The sequence below is a fragment of the Arthrobacter sp. GmRoot5-12 genome, from assembly GCF_059739365.1.
This window is the reverse complement of sequence record NZ_AP046056.1, coordinates 1,708,647-1,724,913: the sequence shown is the minus strand read 5'-3', so window position 1 is coordinate 1,724,913 and position 16,267 is coordinate 1,708,647. Positions and strand designations below refer to the sequence as shown.

At 67.3% G+C, this 16,267-nt stretch carries 18 protein-coding genes; 9 read left to right on the top strand and 9 right to left on the bottom strand.

What is annotated here, in order from left to right:
• Positions 1-20: 20 nt before the first annotated feature.
• The gene (locus AC6JAM_RS07850) at positions 21-977 is read left to right on the top strand and encodes a nuclease-related domain-containing protein (RefSeq protein WP_018770290.1); all 957 of its coding nucleotides are present in this window, start codon (positions 21-23) and stop codon (positions 975-977) included.
• On the opposite strand, the gene AC6JAM_RS07845 is transcribed toward AC6JAM_RS07850, so the two are convergent.
• Positions 937-1,863: a LysR family transcriptional regulator ArgP gene (locus tag AC6JAM_RS07845; RefSeq protein ID WP_018770289.1), complete on the bottom strand. Its 927-nt coding sequence runs from the start codon at positions 1,861-1,863 to the stop codon at positions 937-939. The genes AC6JAM_RS07850 and AC6JAM_RS07845 overlap by 41 nt on opposite strands.
• A gap of 71 nt (positions 1,864-1,934) precedes the next feature.
• Between AC6JAM_RS07845 and AC6JAM_RS07840 the strand changes: the two genes are divergently transcribed.
• Entirely contained in the window at positions 1,935-2,531 is a 597-nt protein-coding gene (locus AC6JAM_RS07840) for a LysE family transporter (protein WP_026265934.1), read from the top strand.
• A 35-nt stretch (positions 2,532-2,566) separates the two neighbouring features.
• Positions 2,567-3,028 (top strand): DUF4190 domain-containing protein, encoded by a 462-nt coding sequence (locus AC6JAM_RS07835; RefSeq protein ID WP_478222546.1) that lies wholly within the window; start codon positions 2,567-2,569, stop codon positions 3,026-3,028.
• Positions 3,029-3,111: 83 nt separating this feature from the next.
• Here the strand turns inward: AC6JAM_RS07835 and AC6JAM_RS07830 are convergent, their stop codons facing one another.
• Together AC6JAM_RS07830 and AC6JAM_RS07825 are read right to left on the bottom strand one after the other, a co-directional pair.
• Entirely contained in the window at positions 3,112-4,557 is a 1,446-nt protein-coding gene (locus tag AC6JAM_RS07830) for a purine-cytosine permease family protein (protein ID WP_488315263.1), read from the bottom strand.
• A 122-nt stretch (positions 4,558-4,679) separates the two neighbouring features.
• Positions 4,680-5,378 carry a FadR/GntR family transcriptional regulator gene (locus AC6JAM_RS07825; protein ID WP_488315262.1) on the bottom strand — a complete coding sequence of 233 codons (699 nt, stop codon included), beginning with the start codon at positions 5,376-5,378 and terminating at the stop codon, positions 4,680-4,682.
• A 136-nt stretch (positions 5,379-5,514) separates the two neighbouring features.
• Between AC6JAM_RS07825 and AC6JAM_RS07820 the strand changes: the two genes are divergently transcribed.
• From AC6JAM_RS07820 to AC6JAM_RS07810, 3 genes are read left to right on the top strand one after another with little or no spacing between them, the layout of a single operon-like run.
• A complete protein-coding gene (locus AC6JAM_RS07820) occupies positions 5,515-6,882 on the top strand; it encodes an SLC13 family permease (protein WP_018770284.1) in 1,368 nt (455 codons plus the stop codon).
• Positions 6,883-6,941: 59 nt separating this feature from the next.
• On the top strand, positions 6,942-8,150 hold the full coding sequence (locus AC6JAM_RS07815) for a CaiB/BaiF CoA transferase family protein (protein ID WP_478222544.1): 1,209 nt from the start codon (positions 6,942-6,944) through the stop codon (positions 8,148-8,150).
• Position 8,151: 1 nt separating this feature from the next.
• A complete protein-coding gene (locus AC6JAM_RS07810) occupies positions 8,152-9,666 on the top strand; it encodes a carboxyl transferase domain-containing protein (RefSeq protein ID WP_497934420.1) in 1,515 nt (504 codons plus the stop codon).
• 61 nt (positions 9,667-9,727) lie between these two features.
• Here the strand turns inward: AC6JAM_RS07810 and AC6JAM_RS07805 are convergent, their stop codons facing one another.
• The 5 genes from AC6JAM_RS07805 to AC6JAM_RS07785 form a co-directional block, all read right to left on the bottom strand.
• The gene (locus AC6JAM_RS07805; protein WP_497934418.1) at positions 9,728-10,291 is read right to left on the bottom strand and encodes a dihydrofolate reductase family protein; all 564 of its coding nucleotides are present in this window, start codon (positions 10,289-10,291) and stop codon (positions 9,728-9,730) included.
• An 81-nt stretch (positions 10,292-10,372) separates the two neighbouring features.
• Positions 10,373-10,837, bottom strand: coding sequence for a LapA family protein (locus tag AC6JAM_RS07800; RefSeq protein ID WP_018770280.1), 465 nt, complete (start codon positions 10,835-10,837; stop codon positions 10,373-10,375).
• A 263-nt stretch (positions 10,838-11,100) separates the two neighbouring features.
• Positions 11,101-11,304, bottom strand: coding sequence for a hypothetical protein (locus AC6JAM_RS07795; protein ID WP_018770279.1), 204 nt, complete (start codon positions 11,302-11,304; stop codon positions 11,101-11,103).
• A gap of 131 nt (positions 11,305-11,435) precedes the next feature.
• Positions 11,436-11,660 (bottom strand): hypothetical protein, encoded by a 225-nt coding sequence (locus AC6JAM_RS07790; RefSeq protein ID WP_018770278.1) that lies wholly within the window; start codon positions 11,658-11,660, stop codon positions 11,436-11,438.
• Positions 11,661-11,810: 150 nt separating this feature from the next.
• The gene (locus AC6JAM_RS07785) at positions 11,811-13,220 is read right to left on the bottom strand and encodes an amidase (protein ID WP_134165319.1); all 1,410 of its coding nucleotides are present in this window, start codon (positions 13,218-13,220) and stop codon (positions 11,811-11,813) included.
• Between the two features lie 209 nt (positions 13,221-13,429).
• On the opposite strand from AC6JAM_RS07785, the gene AC6JAM_RS07780 reads away from it, so the two are divergent.
• From AC6JAM_RS07780 to AC6JAM_RS07770, 3 genes are all read left to right on the top strand, one after another.
• Entirely contained in the window at positions 13,430-13,756 is a 327-nt protein-coding gene (locus AC6JAM_RS07780) for a rhodanese-like domain-containing protein (RefSeq protein ID WP_056388424.1), read from the top strand.
• A complete protein-coding gene (pheA, locus tag AC6JAM_RS07775; RefSeq protein WP_018770275.1) occupies positions 13,756-14,736 on the top strand; it encodes a prephenate dehydratase in 981 nt (326 codons plus the stop codon). The genes AC6JAM_RS07780 and pheA overlap by 1 nt, the downstream gene beginning before the upstream one ends.
• 94 nt (positions 14,737-14,830) lie before the next feature.
• The gene (locus tag AC6JAM_RS07770) at positions 14,831-15,034 is read left to right on the top strand and encodes a hypothetical protein (RefSeq protein ID WP_018770274.1); all 204 of its coding nucleotides are present in this window, start codon (positions 14,831-14,833) and stop codon (positions 15,032-15,034) included.
• Positions 15,035-15,101: 67 nt separating this feature from the next.
• On the opposite strand, the gene AC6JAM_RS07765 is transcribed toward AC6JAM_RS07770, so the two are convergent.
• The gene (locus AC6JAM_RS07765; RefSeq protein ID WP_018770273.1) at positions 15,102-16,184 is read right to left on the bottom strand and encodes a diacylglycerol/lipid kinase family protein; all 1,083 of its coding nucleotides are present in this window, start codon (positions 16,182-16,184) and stop codon (positions 15,102-15,104) included.
• Between the last annotated feature and the right edge of the window lie 83 nt (positions 16,185-16,267).

The following is a 16,267-nucleotide window of genomic DNA, read 5'->3' as shown; positions in this document are numbered from 1 at the left end:
CTAGGAAACGGGGACGTCCAATGGGGGCAGGAGACGGGGCAGCGGAGCAGTCCAGGCTGGCTGCCGAGCGCGTTGCGAGGCTGAAGCGCCAACTCGACCAGGCCGAACGTTCCACGAAGGCGTGGGATGCCGGCGCCGCAGGGGAGCGGGTGGTGGCCGACAAGCTCAGCGAACTGGTCCCGCGCGGCTGGTACGTCCTCCACGATGTCCACTGGCCCGGCCGGCCCAAAGCGAACCTTGACCACGTCCTGGTGGGCCCCGGCGGCGTGGTGGTGATCGACTCGAAGAACTGGACCGGTGAGGTGCGGGTGGCTTCCGGGGTGCTGTGGCAGGGCCGCTTTGCGCGGACCCAGGCAGTGGAAGGGGCCCTGGCCCAGTGTGCTGCCGTGGCCTCGGTGCTGACTCCGCCGCACCGCCGCCTGGTGCGTCCACTCATCTGCATGTCCGCGCAGCCCGACCTTTTCGGGGTGACTGAATCCGACGTTGCCGTGGCCGGTTCCCATCGGGTGGTGGGAGCCATCGAAGCGCTGCCGGCCGTGCTCGACCAGCAAACAGTGGTGGGCCTGTACGCGCACCTGGGCCAGCAGCTCACCCATGAACAGGAACCAGGCATCACCGCTTTTCGCAGCGTGCGGCCGGGAACCGTGGTGCGCCCGGCGGGAGCATTGCCCCCGGCCGGCCCCGCAGCAAATCCCCGCGGGAAGCCCGGCTCCCCGGACGAAACGGGCCGCAGCCAAAGTGCATCCCGGCACCCCGCAGGGCGGGCCCTCCCCCCGCGCGGAACGAAGGCAGGACAACCCACAGGGCACAGGGCGGGAGCGCCGGCCGGAACGCGGACCGGGGCGTCGGCGGGATCGGCGCGCCGCGGCAGGAACGGCAAAGCGCAGCAGCATGGCGGCACCAGTGGAGGGAAGCTTGCCCTGCTGGCGGCCTTCGTCATTTTTGCCGTCTATATCCTGCCCTACTTGGGCCGCTAGCCTCCGGCGCATCTCCTGGCAGCAGCCGGTCTTTTGCGGCCGCGCGGACCGCTCCGGTCATCCGGTTGAGCCGTTCCGAGTCCAGGGTCCAGGCCTGCCAGTACAGGGCCACGTCCTGGTGGGGGCCGTCCTCGAGCCGCACCAGGGCGCCGGACTCCAGCTCGTCCGTGAGCTGGAGCTCCGGAATCATCCCCCAGCCCAAACCGGCTTTGACTGCCGCGAGGAATCCCTGGGACGAAGGGACGGTGTGCGTTGGGGGAAGCTGCCGCAGGCTCCTGGCCGTAAGCAGCTGCTCCTGCAGGTTGTCTTTCGTGTTGAATTTCAGGACCGGTATTGCCGCCCAATCCACGCCGCCGGACACGGAGAACCGCCGGCGCAGCCCGGGGGTGGCCACCGGAACGTACCGCATGGAGCCCAGCAGTTCCACCCTGCACCCGCTCACCGGGACAGGGTCCGACGTCACCGCTCCCATGACCTCGCCTTCGCGGAGCAGCTGGCTGCTGTAGCCCTGGTCCTCGACATGGAGATCGAGGGCTGAGTCCTCCCACGCGGCGGCCTGATGCAGGACGGGGACGAACCACGTGGCCAGTGAGTCCGCGTTGACGGCCACCGGCAGCTGGGCCCGGGCCGGCGACCCTGCGCCCAGTGCCGCCGCCGTCTCCGCTTCCAGCACCTGCACCTGGCGGGCCATCCGCAGCAGCAGCGCGCCGGCGTCGGTGGCCGTGCAGGGCAGCCTTCGGCGGACCAGGACCTGGCCTACCGACGCTTCCAGTGCCTTGATCCGCTGGCTCACGGCGGACGGCGTGATCCGGAGCAGATCGGCCGCTGCCTCGAACGTTCCTTCGTCGATGACAGCCACGAGGGCCTTCAGGTGCTCAAGATTCATGAAGACATCCTAATGAATACCAAGAATCATTCATTTGCCTGTATACCATGCGGATCCTACTGTCAGTAGGTATGTGGACTGCCGGAATAACGGGAATGCTCACCGGGATGGCGCTGATCGTGGCGATCGGCGCCCAGAACGCCTTCGTGCTGCGCCAGGGCATCCGGCGCGAGCACATCGGGGCGGTGGTGGCCGTCTGCGTGGCCGGCGACGCCTTGCTCATCGTCGGTGGCACGGCCGGCATCGGGGCGTTGGTCACCCGGTTCCCCGAGGCGCTGGAAGTCCTGCGCTGGGCCGGCGCCGCGTACCTGCTGTGGTTCGCCGCGCGGTCCTTCATGGCGGCGGTTAAACCCTCCACCCTGGCGGAGCAGGCGCCCAAGTCGAAGAACTCGGTGATCGCCACCACGGCCGCCCTGACCTTCCTGAACCCGCACGTCTACCTGGACACCGTGGTGCTGCTGGGCAGCCTCGCCAACCAGCAGGGAGCCGATCTGCGCTGGGTCTTTGCCGCAGGCGCAGTCACCGGAAGCGTGCTGTGGTTCTCCGCCCTGGGGTATGGGGCACGCGCGCTGGCTGGAGTGCTCGGCAGCCCGCGAACGTGGCGCTGGATTGATGCTGCCATCGGTGTGCTGATGCTGGCCCTGGCCATCCGCCTGGTCCTGCACTGAAGTAGGCTGGAGCCGAGATCCGCAGGGGAGAAACCATGAGTAACCAGCAATCCCAGGGGCCTGACTACCAGCGTGACGGTTCGCCGTGGCCCAGCTACCGGCCGCCGGCCGAGTACGGACGGGGACAGTACGGGCAGGGACAGTACGGCCAGCCCCAGTACAACCCGGGCTCCTACAACCAGGGCCAGTACGGCCAGCCGCAGTATCTCGGCCAGCCGTCCTACTATGGCCGGCCGGTGGAAGCGAAGACCCTGAGCATCGCAAGCATGGTCTGCGGCATCGCCTCGGTCATCACGGGTTGGCTGTTGCTTCCGCAGTTTGCCGCCATCATCACCGGCCACCTGGCCCTCCGGCGCGAACCCTCCGGCAGGGGGATGTCCATCACCGGCCTGGTGCTGGGCTACCTGTGCCTCCTGGGCTACGGCGCCCTTTGGCTGCTGCTCATCATCGGCCTGGCGATCGCCGGCACCGCCGGTTCCAATACGGGCACCTTCTAGCCCTGGCCGGCTGGGAAAGCACGGCGACGGCGGCCGGGCACCTGCGCCCGTGCCGCCGTCGTGCCTTCTGCCGCCGTCGTGCCTTACCCCTTGACTGCTGCGGTGGCGGGCACCTCTACCGGATACCCGGGGTAAATGGTCTCCGCCGGCGCGCGGTTGGTGGCCTTGGCCCAGGGGTAGTAGACGGCCAGGGTGGCAACGATTCCCACCAGCCAGGAAATGTCCGCGCCGCCCAGCAGCTTGGTGACGGGGCCCGTGTACAGCGCCTGCGCCAGGAACGGGACCTGGATGACGACGCCGATTCCATAGGAAACCAGGGCGGCCACGTTCCAGCGGCCGTAGCGGCCGTCCGGGTTGTAGAGGGCGGGGATGTCCAGCCGGTCCCGGGAGACCTTGTAGTAGTCCACCAGGTTGATCACGGACCAGGGCGTGAAGACCATGAGCAGCAGGAGGACGAAGTTCTTGAACAGGTTCAGGAAATCCTTGCTGGCGAACAGTGCGATGAGCACGCTGGCGCCGATTACCGCCACGATGAAGGCAATCCGCACGGCTTTGGAGACGGTATCCCTCCGGTTGACGGCGGTGCTGATGGTCACGCCGCACATGAAGGCGCCGTAGGCATTCAGGCAGTTAACCGTCAGCTTGCCGGTGACGATCATCAGGTAGATGAAGATGGCGATCAGCCCGCCGCCGGCGAGATCGCCCATGTAGCCCACCTGGTTCTTCAGGAAGTCCCCGCCCAGCTTGGCGGCGGAGAGTCCGCCGGCCAGGGCGCCCAGGGTCATGGCCCACTGCGCCCCGCCCACCGAGCCGGCGAAGGTGTACCAAAAGGTCTTCCGTTCCGAGGTGTCCGCGGGAAGGTAGCGGGAGTAGTCGGCAACGTATGGGCCGAAGGTGAGCTGCCAGCCGGCACCCAGGGCAACGGCGGTGAGGAACGTGGGCCATTCAAAGCCCTTGACCATCATCACCTGGGTGATGTCGAACTTGGTGGCAACCGCCAGGGTCAGGTACAGGAAGCCTGCCAGGCCCAGTACGGTGGCGATGCGGCCCAGCGCGTGGATGTACTTGTACCCCAGGATGGCCAGCAGGGCCGTTGCGGCACCGAAGACCAGGATTCCGACGGCGGGCGCGTCCACTCCCAGCATGAGGTTTATCGCCTGCCCCGAGAGGACGGTGCCTGTTGAGGCGAACCCGACGTACATGAGGATGACCAGCACCAGCGGAATCACGGCCCCGTAGACGCCGAACTGGGCGCGGCTGGAGATCATCTGCGGCAAGCCCAGCTTGGGACCCTGGGCTGAGTGGAGGGCCATGACCGCGCCGCCCAGCACATTTCCCACCAGCAGGCCCACTATTGCCCAGAAGGCGTCCGCGCCGAACACCACGGCCAGGGCGCCGTCCACGATGGCGGTGATCTGGGCATTGGCACCAAACCACAGGGTGAACTGGCCGCGCGGGTGTCCGTGCCGCTCGCCCGGTGGGATCATGTCGATCGATCGTGCCTCAACGGCGGTACTGCCTCCGGCCATGGCCTAACTCCTCAGTGATGGAAACGTAGGGTCCATCACACCGGGTTTGGCGGCCGGCCAACACCCGCAACCGGGTCCTGCTGTCCGGGAAACCAGACGCCTCCGCGTGTCGCGCGGCCTGGCTAGCGGAGCAGCTCCACGTCCGAGACAAGCTCGATGTGCGCCAGCATGGCGTCCGCGGCCGCCGCCGCGTCCTGGGCCCGGACGGCATCGGCGATTTTCCGATGCGACGCCAGGGACTGTTCGGGCCGGCCGGGCTGCCCCAGCGACTCCATCCGCGTTTCCAGGATCATCTCGGCGATGAAGGCCATCAGCTGTGCCAGGACGGACGAGTGTGCTGCCGCGGTGATGGCCTGGTGGAACAGTTCGTCGCCGTGGGTGCCGCGGTCGCCGTCGTTGATTTCCCTGGCCATGACGTCCAGGGCATCGTCGATGGCGGCAAGGTCCTGGCCGGTCCGGCGTTCGGCGGCGAGGGCGGCAAGCTTCACTTCCAGGGTGCTGCGCGCCTCCACGATTTCGGGCAGCCGGCTTTGGTGCTCGCGCAGGCCCTTGATGACCGAGGCTACGCTGGGCCGCCGGGCCAGGACTGCGCCGGTGCCGTGCTGCACGTCGATGACGCCAAGCACTTCCAGGGCCACCAGCGCCTGCGCCAGCGTGGCGCGGGAAACCCCAAGCCGTTCGGCAAGGTCGCGCTCCGCCGGCAGGAGATCGCCCGGCCGGAGCTGGGCGGACTCGATGTAGGCGAGGATCTGCTCCACCAGCTGCTCGTACAGCCGGGGCCGCGTGACGCGTTCCAGGCCCAGCCGTGCTGTCTTCTCCACAAAGCCCTCCCTCGGGGTCGTAGGGACCAGAATACCTCCTTCGTCTATTGACAGATAGACTCACTGTCTAAGAGGCTAGTCCAGTGAGCCAGTAACTCACGTCACATTCTTTCTTTCCCCCAACGGAGGACCAACGATGTCCGCTCCTGTCTTATCGATCATCATCCTCGCGGCGATGTTCCTGCTCGCCACCGTCCTGCCCCTCAACATGGGCGCGCTCGCCTTCGTCGGCGCGTTCCTGCTCGGCGCCCTGGTGCTGGGCATGTCCACCAACGAGATCCTGGCCAACTTTCCCGGCGGCCTCTTCCTCACCATCGTCGGCGTCACCTACCTGTTCGCCATAGCGCAGAACAACGGAACCATCGACCTGTTGGTCCGCGGCGCAGTCCGCCTGGTGGGCAGCCGCGTTGCCCTCATCCCGTGGGTCATGTTCGCCATCACCGCCGTCATCACCGCCGTGGGCGCCCTGTCTCCCGCCGCCGTCGCCATCATTGCCCCCATCGCCCTGAGCTTCGCCGGCAAGTACAAGATCAGCCCGCTGCTCATGGGCATGATGGTGATCCACGGCGCCCAGGCGGGCGGCTTCTCGCCCATCGCCGTCTACGGTGTCACCGTCAACGGCATCCTGGCCAAGACGGACCTTGCCTTCAGCCCCACCGCGCTGTTCCTGTCCAGCTTCATCTTCAACCTGGTCATCGCACTGGTGCTCTTCGTGGTCCTCGGCGGCAGGAACCTCATGTCCTCCAAGGTGGGACAGTTCGTGGAGCAGGCAGCTGAGGCACGGATGGCCGTCAGCGTCGGCGCCAAAGCCGGCGCCGACGTCCCCTTCAAGGGCTTCGGCTCCGGCATGTACGGTCCCAGGGACCCCGCAGGCGACGGCGTCGCGGCCACCAAGGAGCGCAAAGAGCGGATTCCGCAGCTGGTCACCATTGCAGGCCTGATCGTGCTGGCCGTCGTGGCCCTTGGCTTCAAGATGGACGTCGGCTTCGTCTCCATCACCATCGCCATTGTGCTGGCCCTGGTGTCACCCGCAGCCCAGAAGGGGGCCATCAACAAGATCAGCTGGTCCACCGTGCTGCTGATCTGCGGCATGCTGACGTTCGTCGGAGTGCTGGAGGAAGCTGGAACCATCAAGTTCGTTTCCAGCGGCGTTGCCGGAATGGGAATGCCGCTCCTGGCCGCCCTCATCATCTGCTTCATCGGTGCCGTGGTATCCGCCTTTGCCTCCTCCACCGCCATCCTTGCAGCGCTCATCCCGCTCGCGGTTCCGTTCCTCTCCACCGGCGAGATCGGCGCCGTCGGCGTCATCTGCGCCCTCGCAGTGTCCGCCACCATCGTGGACGTCTCACCGTTCTCCACCAACGGCGCGCTGGTTCTGGCCAATGCCCCGGAAGGCGTGGACAAGGACCAGTTCTACAAGCGGATCCTCGGCTACAGCGGCATCGTGATCGTGGCCGGCCCCGTCCTGGCATGGCTGGCGCTGGTGGTGCCCGGCTGGCTCTAGCCGCCGCTGCCCCACACCGGCGGCCGTCCGCCACCCGTTCCAGAAAGGAAACCCAAACCATGAGCACCGAGAACCGCCAAGGCCCCCTGGCCGGGCACACCGTCGTCGACCTCAGCCGCGCACTGGCCGGGCCCCACGCAGGCATGATGCTGGCGGACCTCGGCGCCCGCGTCATCAAGGTGGAGAACCCCGGAACCGGTGACGACACCCGCGGCTGGGGGCCGCCCTTCGTCGGCCCCGAAGACGACCTCCAGTCCACCTACTTCATGTCCTGCAACCGCAACAAGGAGTCCATCAGCCTGGACCTGAAGAGCGGCGACGGGCAGGCGGTGCTCCGCGGCCTGCTGGAGCGGGCGGACGTGGTGATCGAAAACTTCCGGCCCGGGGTCATGGACCGGCTGGGCTTCTCCACCGCGGCGATGCATGAGATCAACCCGCGGCTGGTGATCTTGTCCATAACCGGCTTTGGCCACGACGGGCCCGAGTCCCAGCGCAGCGGCTACGACCAGATCCTGCAGGGCGAGGCCGGACTCATGTCCCTCACCGGGTCAGGGCCGGACGACCCCCAGCGCGTCGGCGTTCCAATTGCCGACCTGCTTTCCGGGATGAACGGCGCCTTCGGCGTGCTCGCGGCGCTGGTGGAGCGGACCCGGACCGGCCAGGGCAAGGTGGTACGCACGTCGCTGCTGGCATCGCTGATCGGCGTCCATGCCTTCCAGGGCACCAGGACCACCGTTGCAGGCGAAGTTCCCCAGGCCCAGGGCAACCACCACCCGTCCATCGCCCCCTACGGCCTGTTCAACTGCAAGGACGGCAGCGTACAGATCAGCGTCGGCAGCGAGAAGCTGTGGGCGTCCTTTGCTGCGGCCTTTGGCCTGGAGCCGGGTGCCCCCGGCTTTGCCAGCAATGTCGAAAGGGTGCGGAACCGTGCGGGGGTGATTGCCGCCGTCGAACGCGCCTTTGCCGGCTACGGTGCGGCGGAACTGCTGGCGAAACTGAACGACGCCGGGATCCCGGCAGGGAAGGTCCGCTCGCTGGACGAGGTGTACGCCTGGGAGCAGGTGGCATCCCAGGGGCTGGTGGTGGATGTGGACCACCCGCTGCTCGGAAAAGTGAGCCTGCCCGGCCCGCCGCTGCGGTTCTTCGCTCCCGGGGATGCGGCCGAAACCACCCCCACCCAGCACGATGCACCGCCGCTGCTGGACGAGGACGGGCCGGCAATCCGCGAGTGGCTGGGCCTGGCTTCTGCAACGGCGGGGGCCAAATAGCATGCCGACGAAGGAAAAGGTGCGGCACCTGACCGCAACCGAACTGCTGGACGCCGTGGTGGACCAGGGCTCGTTCGTCTCCTGGGACACCGAACCGGAACAGCCGGACGTCTCTGACGAGTACGCCCGCGACCTGGCAAAAGCGCGCGAACGCAGCGGCGCCGATGAGTCGGTGGTCACCGGCGCCGGCCTCATCCGCGGCCGCCGCGTTGCGCTGATCGTCAGCGAATTCTCCTTCCTGGCCGGCTCCATCGGCCACGCGGCGGCGCAACGGATCGTTGCCGCCGTCGAACGCGCCACCGCGGAGGGGCTGCCGCTGCTGGCCGGTCCTGCGTCCGGGGGAACCCGGATGCAGGAAGGGACGCTCGCGTTCCTGTCCATGGTGAAAATCACCGGCGCCGTCCGGGCGCACCGCCAGGCCGGCCTGCCGTACCTGGTCTACCTGCGGCACCCCACCACCGGCGGCGTCATGGCATCGTGGGGTTCCTTGGGCCACATCAACGTGGCGGAACCTGGGTCCCTGCTGGGCTTCCTGGGTCCCCGTGTGTACGAGGCGCTGTACGGCGAGGCGTTCCCGGAGAACGTGCAGGTGGCGGAGAACCTCTTCCACAAGGGACTGATCGACGGCGTGGTGGAACCCGGCGATCTTGCAGACCTGGTGGGCCGGGCACTGGACATCCTCTCTCCCGGGGGCCCGGTGGCTGCCCGCCCTGCGCCTCCCGAGACCCTCAACGTCCGGCCTTCAACAGTTGACGCCTGGACGTCCATTGGGATCTCCCGGCGTCCCCGGCGGCCGGACCTGCGCCAGCTGCTGAAGGTCGGCGCCACCGACGCTCTCCCCCTGAACGGAACCGGACAGGGGGAGAAGGACCCCGGGTTGCTGCTGGCACTGGCGCGCTTTGGCACCCAGTCCTGCATCGTCCTGGGCCACGCCCGCCCGCTTCGGAAGGACGCCGCCGGGATGGGACCGGGTTCCTTGCGGGAGGCGCGCCGCGGCATGAAGCTGGCGGAGGAACTGCGGCTGCCGCTGCTCACCGTGATCGACACCGCCGGCGCTGCTTTGTCGCAGGAGGCGGAGGAGGGCGGACTTGCCGGCGAAATTGCGCGCTCGCTGCACGAACTGATCGGTCTGGAATCGCCGTCGGTCTCCGTGCTGCTTGGCCAGGGCGCCGGGGGAGGTGCGCTGGCACTGCTGCCCGCGGACAGGACCATCGCCGCCCAGCACAGCTGGCTCTCACCGCTTCCTCCGGAAGGTGCCAGCGCCATCGTGCACCGGACCACCGCGTTCGCCCCGGCCATGGCCCAGGCGCAGGGAGTGAACGTGGCCGCGCTGTACGCGACCGGCCTGGTGGACCACATTGTGGATGAGCGGGACGATGCTTCTCTGGAGCCGCGCGAATTCTGCACCCGGATGGCCCGGGCGATTGAGTTTGAGCTGGGCTCGGTGGCCGGCGTTCCCGTGCCGGAACTCGTGGCTGCCCGGGCGCGGAAGTTCGCATCCCTCGGCGGCAGCTGACGGTTGCCACTTGGTCGTGGGGCACGCCCGGGAGGTGCCGGAGTATCGGTTCCGGCGCTTCCTACGGATGGTCCGGCACGTAGAGGGCCATAATGACGCCCGTGGCGGTGTGTTCGGCTTCGAGGAGCCGCAGCGGCGTTTTTGTTCCCCCGGCGAAAAGCTGGTGACCGTTGCCCAGCACCAGGGGATGGATCATGAGCAGGTACTCGTCGATTTGATCTGCCGCCATAAGGCTGCGGATCAGCACTCCGCTGCCCATGATCACGAGGTTCCCGGGGAAGGTTTCCCTGAGATCCTTCACAGCCGCCGGAACGTCCCCCCGAAGGAGCGTTGAGTTTGGCCACTCAAGCTTCAAGGCGGGGTCACCGGAGGCGACGTACTTGGGCGTGTTGTTCAGGGCGTCCTTGAATGGAGCGCCCTGGGCGTTCCATGACGACAGGAGCTGCACGTAGGTGCGCCGTCCAAAGAGGAAGGCGTGGCCGGCGCCCATGCGCCCGCCCATCTTCTGGACCGTCGCCTGGTCGGCACGCGGAACGGCCCAGCCGCCGCCGGTGAATCCTCCCCGGGGATCTTCGTCCGGGCGCCCCGGTCCCTGCATGACGCCATCGAGCGTCACATGGTTCATCACCACCACCTTGCCCACCGCGGTCAGCCTTTCAGTGGCGGGAAGCGCCCGCGGCGGCGGGCGGCACCCGCTGCCAAGGGACTACCTCCTGGACTGGACTCTGGTCCGGTGGGCGTTCCTGCGCAGCTGCAGGATGCGCGCTCCGCCTGCCACGGCCACCAAGACGCCGCCTGATACGGCAGCGATGAACAGTGCCATCCCCAGCGGGACGGACCCCTCAAAACCAAGGAACCGGACCAGGGCCTGGTCCTGGTTCTGCAGGATGAAGACGATCAGCAGGATCAGGAGCACCAAGGATGCCACTACACCTGCCCAGATGACTCCGGCGCGGGTGACCTTGCGTTCAGGGACTCCACGGCCCGTCGCCGCTGTCCCGGTGGCCGGTGTCCCCGTTGTTCCGACTGTTCCCCCCGCGTCCGGTGCGTAGGACGGCGCGCCGCCGTAGGTTGCGGCCCGGTCTCCCGATGGCTGCGCTGCGTTCGACGGCGTGGTGGCATCCGGTTCCTGCCGGCCTTCCGGCCCTGGCGTGTACTGTCCTGCGCTCATGTCCGTCCCCTTTCCCAAAATGCTAAGCATGCTTATTGTCTAACCATAGACGCCCCGGTTGACGCGGCACAACGACCGGTACCGCGTCCTGCGTTAGGAATTGCGTCATGACCGGCGCAATGACCGGCGCAATGACCTGCGCAGGAAAAGGGTGCGGGGGAGCCGTCGGCCAGGAGGGGCCCTCACGTGAGAACCCCTCCTTCCGGCAGTCTGGCCGGACCATTTTCGGTCCGGTCAGCCCGGCCCGGGTCTCACCGCCTGGGTCAGACCCTCTCCTTGCTCCGTTCGGCGGAGGGGGTGCGGGGCGCAGGCATCCTGCGCCAGTTGGGGAAGGCCCAGAACGTGAAGTCCGGTGCCTTGACCGGCTCCTCCGGAGTTTCCGCAGGGGCTTCCGTTTCGGCTTCAGGCCGGCGCTTGGTTTCTTTCCTGGCGCCCCACCCGAAGTCCTTGTTCGATGCGTAGCACATCACAGACCTCCTCATGGTGACTGCCCTTTAATCGTCCTCCTGATTGGCGGGGGAGTCGATACGCCAACCCAGTCCAGGGGCAACGAACGCACCAGAGGCCTCAGCGGCCGCAGGAGCAATGTCCGCGATTGTCAGGCGCCGTCAACCACGTCCTGTGCCTCCTGCGGGCGGTGGAACTCGCAGGGCCCCTGATGCCGGAGGGGGAGGAGGCAGGTCCGTCCCGTGGGCAGGTGGACCAGCGCGCACCGGCCGGTCATCGCCAGGTCTTCCCTGACGTTCGAGTTGCTCATGTCTGGACGTCCGTCGTCTGCCGTTATGGTGGCTTCGGTGCCTGGGGCAGGGTGTTCAACGTTCATGGTGGGGCAACTCCTCATCGGGCGGAGGGCGAATGGAGGGTGCTGAAAGGTGCTCCTTCAAGTGTGCGCCGCCAGGGTTACCAGCGGATTAAGCCGGTGTTAGGAGCAGGTCAACATCTGCCCTCCGGCGTGGAGCTTCCCGAAGTTTCCCTAGTAGCCCAGCTGGTGGGCCACCTGCAGGAGGAGGGCTTCGGAGCCCATGGGGCCAACAAGTTGGATTCCCATGGGAAGTCCACTGCCGGCGCTACCCCCGGTCCAGTGCACGGGAACGGTGATGGCCGGCAGGCCGCACACATTCACCATGGAGGACCACGGGGCGTATTCGCACTGCTTCCGGTAGTCGCCGTCGGCGTCCCCGGGCCACTGCGCCGACGGCCAGCGCTCCCCGCCATGCGCCGTGCCGGTGAACCATCCCACCGGCCGCGGCGTCTGCGCCAGGGCCGGCATCAGCATCAGGTCCCACTGCCCGTACTGCGCCACCGTGTCATGCTGGAACTGCCTCAGGAATGCCAGTGCCTCCGCGAGCTTGGCGGGGCTGCGCTGCTGTGCCCGACGGCGGAAGGTCCGCGTCAAGGGGGCCAGCAGAGCTTCACGCGTCGGACTGATCCTGGCTGCGCCCACCCCGGCGGTCCACGCCGTCGTGAAGGCATCCGGGTAACGGTTGTCGTAGCGGACGGATGCATCACCCAGGCTGTGGCCGGCGTGTTCCAGGAGGGCCTCACCGGCACGGAGCGCGTCCAGGGCTTCCTGTTCGGGCGTGAAGGGAAACGTGCCGGACCACGGGCTGTCCAGGGTGACGCCGATCCGCAGCCGCGGCGGCTCGTCTTGTTGCACTGCCCGGAGGTAGTGGTTTCCCGGGACCATGACGTCCATCATCAGCGCCGCGTCCTCCGTGCTGTGGGCAAGGGGACCGGGCACCACCAGCCGCGCGGGATCGCCGGCACTTTCCCCGGCTGCCACCAGCCCCCGGCCCGGCTTCAGGCCCACCAGGCCGCATGCTGCCGCGGGGATGCGGACTGACCCGCCGCCGTCGGTCCCCGGAGCGAAAGGCAGCAGCCCCGCTGCCACGGCCGCTGCACTGCCGCCGGACGAACCTCCCGAACTCCTGCTGGGTGCATGGGGATTGCGCGACGGCGGTGCGATGCGGTTTTCGCTGTAGGCCGTCAGTCCGAATTCAGGTACCTGTGTCTTGCCCAGCGAAACCACGCCGGCATCCTTGAAGAGGGACACCAGCGGAGCGTCGGCGGGGGCGGGTTTGTGGTCAAGGGCGGCACTGCCGTGCGTGGTCACCACCCCGGCCACGTCCGTCAGGTCCTTGAAGGCAAGGGGCATGCCGTGCAGCACAGGCAGGTCATCGGCGTCGGCGCGGGCATGCAGGGCATCGGCCGCCTTGGCCTGGTCCATGGCCTGTTCCGCGGTCACGGTGATGAAGGCGCCGAGAAGGGCGTTCCGCTGGCCGGTCCGGGCCAGGAAATGGGCGGCGGCCTCCGCGGCGGACACTGCTCCACTCCGCAGGAGGTCCCGCAGGGCCAGTGCCGAAAGCTCATGGAGTTCAGTCACGGAACCGGGACTCCGTTTGCGCACCGGCAGGCCGTTCCGTGCGGGCGGCCGGAGCCGGGGGTGCGGGGAGGGCGGCGGGCTGTTGGGACATGAAAACCTCCTTGGGCTTCACCAGCCTAACCCGGGGCTCTTTGCATACCTGTTCACGGTGGAAGGGGGCGGAAGAGCTAGGCTTAAACCTGAATCTGATCCGCCAAGACAGGACTCCGATGAGTGACTTCGATACCGTCCCCGTGCATGACATTCCCGCTGACGCGGTGATCCTGGACGTCCGGGAGGACTACGAATGGGTCGCCGGCCACGCTGACGGCGCACTCCACATCCCCATGGACCAGATCCCGGCCCGGCTGGGTGAGCTCGATCCGGACGAGGACCTCTATGTCATCTGCCGTACGGGCGGCCGCTCCTTCCGCGTTGCCCAATGGCTCACGGGGCAGGGATATTCCGCCATCAACGTCTCGGGCGGGATGGACCAGTGGCTGGAGGCCGGCAAACCTTTGGTTTCGGACAACGGACTCAAGCCGTTGGTGCTTTAGTGGCCGGTACTTCCCGCACCTACACGTTCCTGGGTCCGGAAGGCACCTTCACCGAGGCTGCCCTCCTCCAGGTACCCGATGCCCTTGAGGCGGTGAGGATCCCGGCGTCGAACGTCAACTCCGCCCTTGGGAAGGTCCGTGAAGGTGCGGCCGACGCCGCCATGGTCCCCATCGAGAACTCGGTGGAGGGCGGTGTCACTGCCACGCTGGACGCCATCGCCACCGGCCAGGAACTGCGGATCATCCGCGAGGTCCTGATTCCCATCAGCTTTGTCCTGGTAACCCGTCCCGGTGCGCGGTTGGAAGATGTCCGGCGCGTTTCCACGCACGGCCACGCCTGGGCCCAGTGCAGGCTGTGGATGGACAAGAACATACCCGATGCGGAATACGTTCCCGGCTCCTCGACCGCCGCCGCGGCCGTGGGGTTGCTGGCGGCGGACTGCCACTACGACGCGGCCATCTGCGCGCCGCTGGTGGCCAGCGAACATGCCGGACTGTCCGTGCTGGCGGAGGATATCGGTGACAACCCGGGTGCGGTCACCCGCTTCATCCTGGTGAGCCTGCCAGGGGCCCTGCCGGCGCGGACCGGTGCGGACAAAACCACGGTTGTGGTGCCGCTTCCGGAGGACCGTCCCGGAGCCCTGATGGAGATCCTGGACCAGTTCGCCAGCCGCGGCGTCAACCTCAGCCGGATCGAGTCCCGGCCCACGGGGCAGTACCTGGGACACTATTTCTTCAGCATTGATGCCGACGGCCACGCAGGCGAGGCGAGGGTGGCCGACGCGCTGGCGGGGCTGCACCGCATCAGCCCGGGGACGCGTTTCCTTGGCTCGTACGCCCGGGCAGACAAGCAGCAGACGCCGGTCCCGGCCTATGTCTCCGACGCGGCGTTCTCTGCGGCCCAATCATGGGTTGAATCCATACTCGATGCAGAATCCTTCGCAGGTGAAACCGGTTCCGCAGCTTCGCCCAGAGCGTAGGCAAATGGCTTGGGAACTACTTCCGCGGGCTGCGGACAATGCGTATGCTTGCTTGATCCACACGGGGTATGGCCCCTGACGAAGGGAGAGGGTCATGACCAGCAGCACTGAGAACGACGGCCAGGGGATGATCGTCAACCCCAAGCCGGCCGCTGACAACCAGGACTGGGACGGGGATGACGCTGACCGCGCCGACCGCCTGCGCTTCGAGGAAGAGCAGGCCATGATCCGCGAGCAGTCTGAAGCCCACGCTGCCGCCAAGGCGGCCGCCGATGCAAAGAAGCAGGCCAGCGCCTGAGCCGCGCAGCACTCTTGCTTTTGTCACGTAACAGCGCTGTCAGCGCTCTTTTGTCAACGCACCTTTGCTAACGCACCGCCGTGGCACTGCTGCCATGGACGTCCCGCTTGACCCGGACCAGGAGTGACCGCGGCAGAACCTGGACGGTGAGCTGCGTGGCTTCACCCGAGGTGTCGCCGTCGAGCTGTGTGGGCATGGGTTCGGGGCACTTGATCACCACCCTGCCTGACCGGTAAACGGTCATGATGGGCAGCTTGCCGCTGTGCTTGAACATGATTTTCACGTACATCAGCAGCCACCCCAGCGCGCTGCGGGGGCTCATCACCACAACGTCGAGCATGCCGTCGTCGATCATGGCCTGCGGGATCAGGTCGATGCCGCCGGGGACAAGGCCGCAATTGGCGAAAAGCACACTGCGGATATTCCTTACCTGCTCCGGGTTTCCGTCCAGCGCAATGGAAACCTTCTTTCGCCGGCCCGGCAGGTGGCGTACGCCCGCCTCCGTGTACGCGAGCCAGCCCACCGCCTTCTTCAACCCGTCATTGGTGTCGGCCAGGACCTCGGCATCCATGCCTATCCCGGCGATCACCAGGAAGATGTGCTCGGAGTAGTGGCCGGTCCGGGAGTTCTCGATGGCCATCCGTGCGGTGTCGATGTAGCGCTGGCGGCCGAACAGTGCTGTCTGGACGTTGCCGTGAAGGTCGTTAACATCCAGGTCCACGTTCCGCGCCAGCAGGTTGCCGGTACCCAGTGGAATCAAACCCATGGCAATGTCCGTGTGCGCCAGGGCCTCGGCCACCACCCGGACGGTACCGTCGCCGCCGCCCGCAAGGACGACGTCCGGCTTGCCGGCCAGGACGGCCTGCATCTGGGAAAAGCCGGGGTCCTCCGCGGTCGTCTCGAAGAAGACAGGCTCCTCCCACCCGGCTGCCAGGCAGGCGCGCTGGATGATTTCCCTCGCTTCCCCGGCCCGCGCCTTGATTGGATTCAGGACCACGGCCACCCGCTGCTGCGCCAGCCCGGAGTCGTAAACTTCCCCCGCCACGGTGCTGCGCATATGCAGTGCTTTGAGGCGGCGCACCCCCCACCAGCTGGACGTGGCGAAGGCAAGCGCCACCGCAATCAGCAGGTAGAGAATCCAGTCGCTCATGGTGCTTCAACAGTAGCCGTGCGGGCGGCGCGTGGGGGCACGCACCCTGCCGCCCGCCGTCGTGCGCGGTATTGGATACCCTT

Excerpts from the sequence above, each read along its gene's own strand:
- AC6JAM_RS07850 (WP_018770290.1), top strand. The coding sequence starts at position 21 with ATGGGGGCAGGAGACGGGGCAGCGGAGCAGTCCAGGCTGGCTGCCGAG.
- AC6JAM_RS07845 (WP_018770289.1), bottom strand. The coding sequence starts at position 1,863 with ATGAATCTTGAGCACCTGAAGGCCCTCGTGGCTGTCATCGACGAAGGA.
- AC6JAM_RS07840 (WP_026265934.1), top strand. The coding sequence starts at position 1,935 with ATGTGGACTGCCGGAATAACGGGAATGCTCACCGGGATGGCGCTGATC.
- AC6JAM_RS07835 (WP_478222546.1), top strand. The coding sequence starts at position 2,567 with ATGAGTAACCAGCAATCCCAGGGGCCTGACTACCAGCGTGACGGTTCG.
- AC6JAM_RS07830 (WP_488315263.1), bottom strand. The coding sequence starts at position 4,557 with ATGGCCGGAGGCAGTACCGCCGTTGAGGCACGATCGATCGACATGATC.
- AC6JAM_RS07820 (WP_018770284.1), top strand. The coding sequence starts at position 5,515 with ATGTCCGCTCCTGTCTTATCGATCATCATCCTCGCGGCGATGTTCCTG.
- AC6JAM_RS07815 (WP_478222544.1), top strand. The coding sequence starts at position 6,942 with ATGAGCACCGAGAACCGCCAAGGCCCCCTGGCCGGGCACACCGTCGTC.
- AC6JAM_RS07810 (WP_497934420.1), top strand. The coding sequence starts at position 8,152 with ATGCCGACGAAGGAAAAGGTGCGGCACCTGACCGCAACCGAACTGCTG.
- AC6JAM_RS07805 (WP_497934418.1), bottom strand. The coding sequence starts at position 10,291 with ATGAACCATGTGACGCTCGATGGCGTCATGCAGGGACCGGGGCGCCCG.
- AC6JAM_RS07800 (WP_018770280.1), bottom strand. The coding sequence starts at position 10,837 with ATGAGCGCAGGACAGTACACGCCAGGGCCGGAAGGCCGGCAGGAACCG.
- AC6JAM_RS07795 (WP_018770279.1), bottom strand. The coding sequence starts at position 11,304 with ATGTGCTACGCATCGAACAAGGACTTCGGGTGGGGCGCCAGGAAAGAA.
- AC6JAM_RS07790 (WP_018770278.1), bottom strand. The coding sequence starts at position 11,660 with ATGAACGTTGAACACCCTGCCCCAGGCACCGAAGCCACCATAACGGCA.
- AC6JAM_RS07780 (WP_056388424.1), top strand. The coding sequence starts at position 13,430 with ATGAGTGACTTCGATACCGTCCCCGTGCATGACATTCCCGCTGACGCG.
- AC6JAM_RS07770 (WP_018770274.1), top strand. The coding sequence starts at position 14,831 with ATGACCAGCAGCACTGAGAACGACGGCCAGGGGATGATCGTCAACCCC.
- AC6JAM_RS07765 (WP_018770273.1), bottom strand. The coding sequence starts at position 16,184 with ATGAGCGACTGGATTCTCTACCTGCTGATTGCGGTGGCGCTTGCCTTC.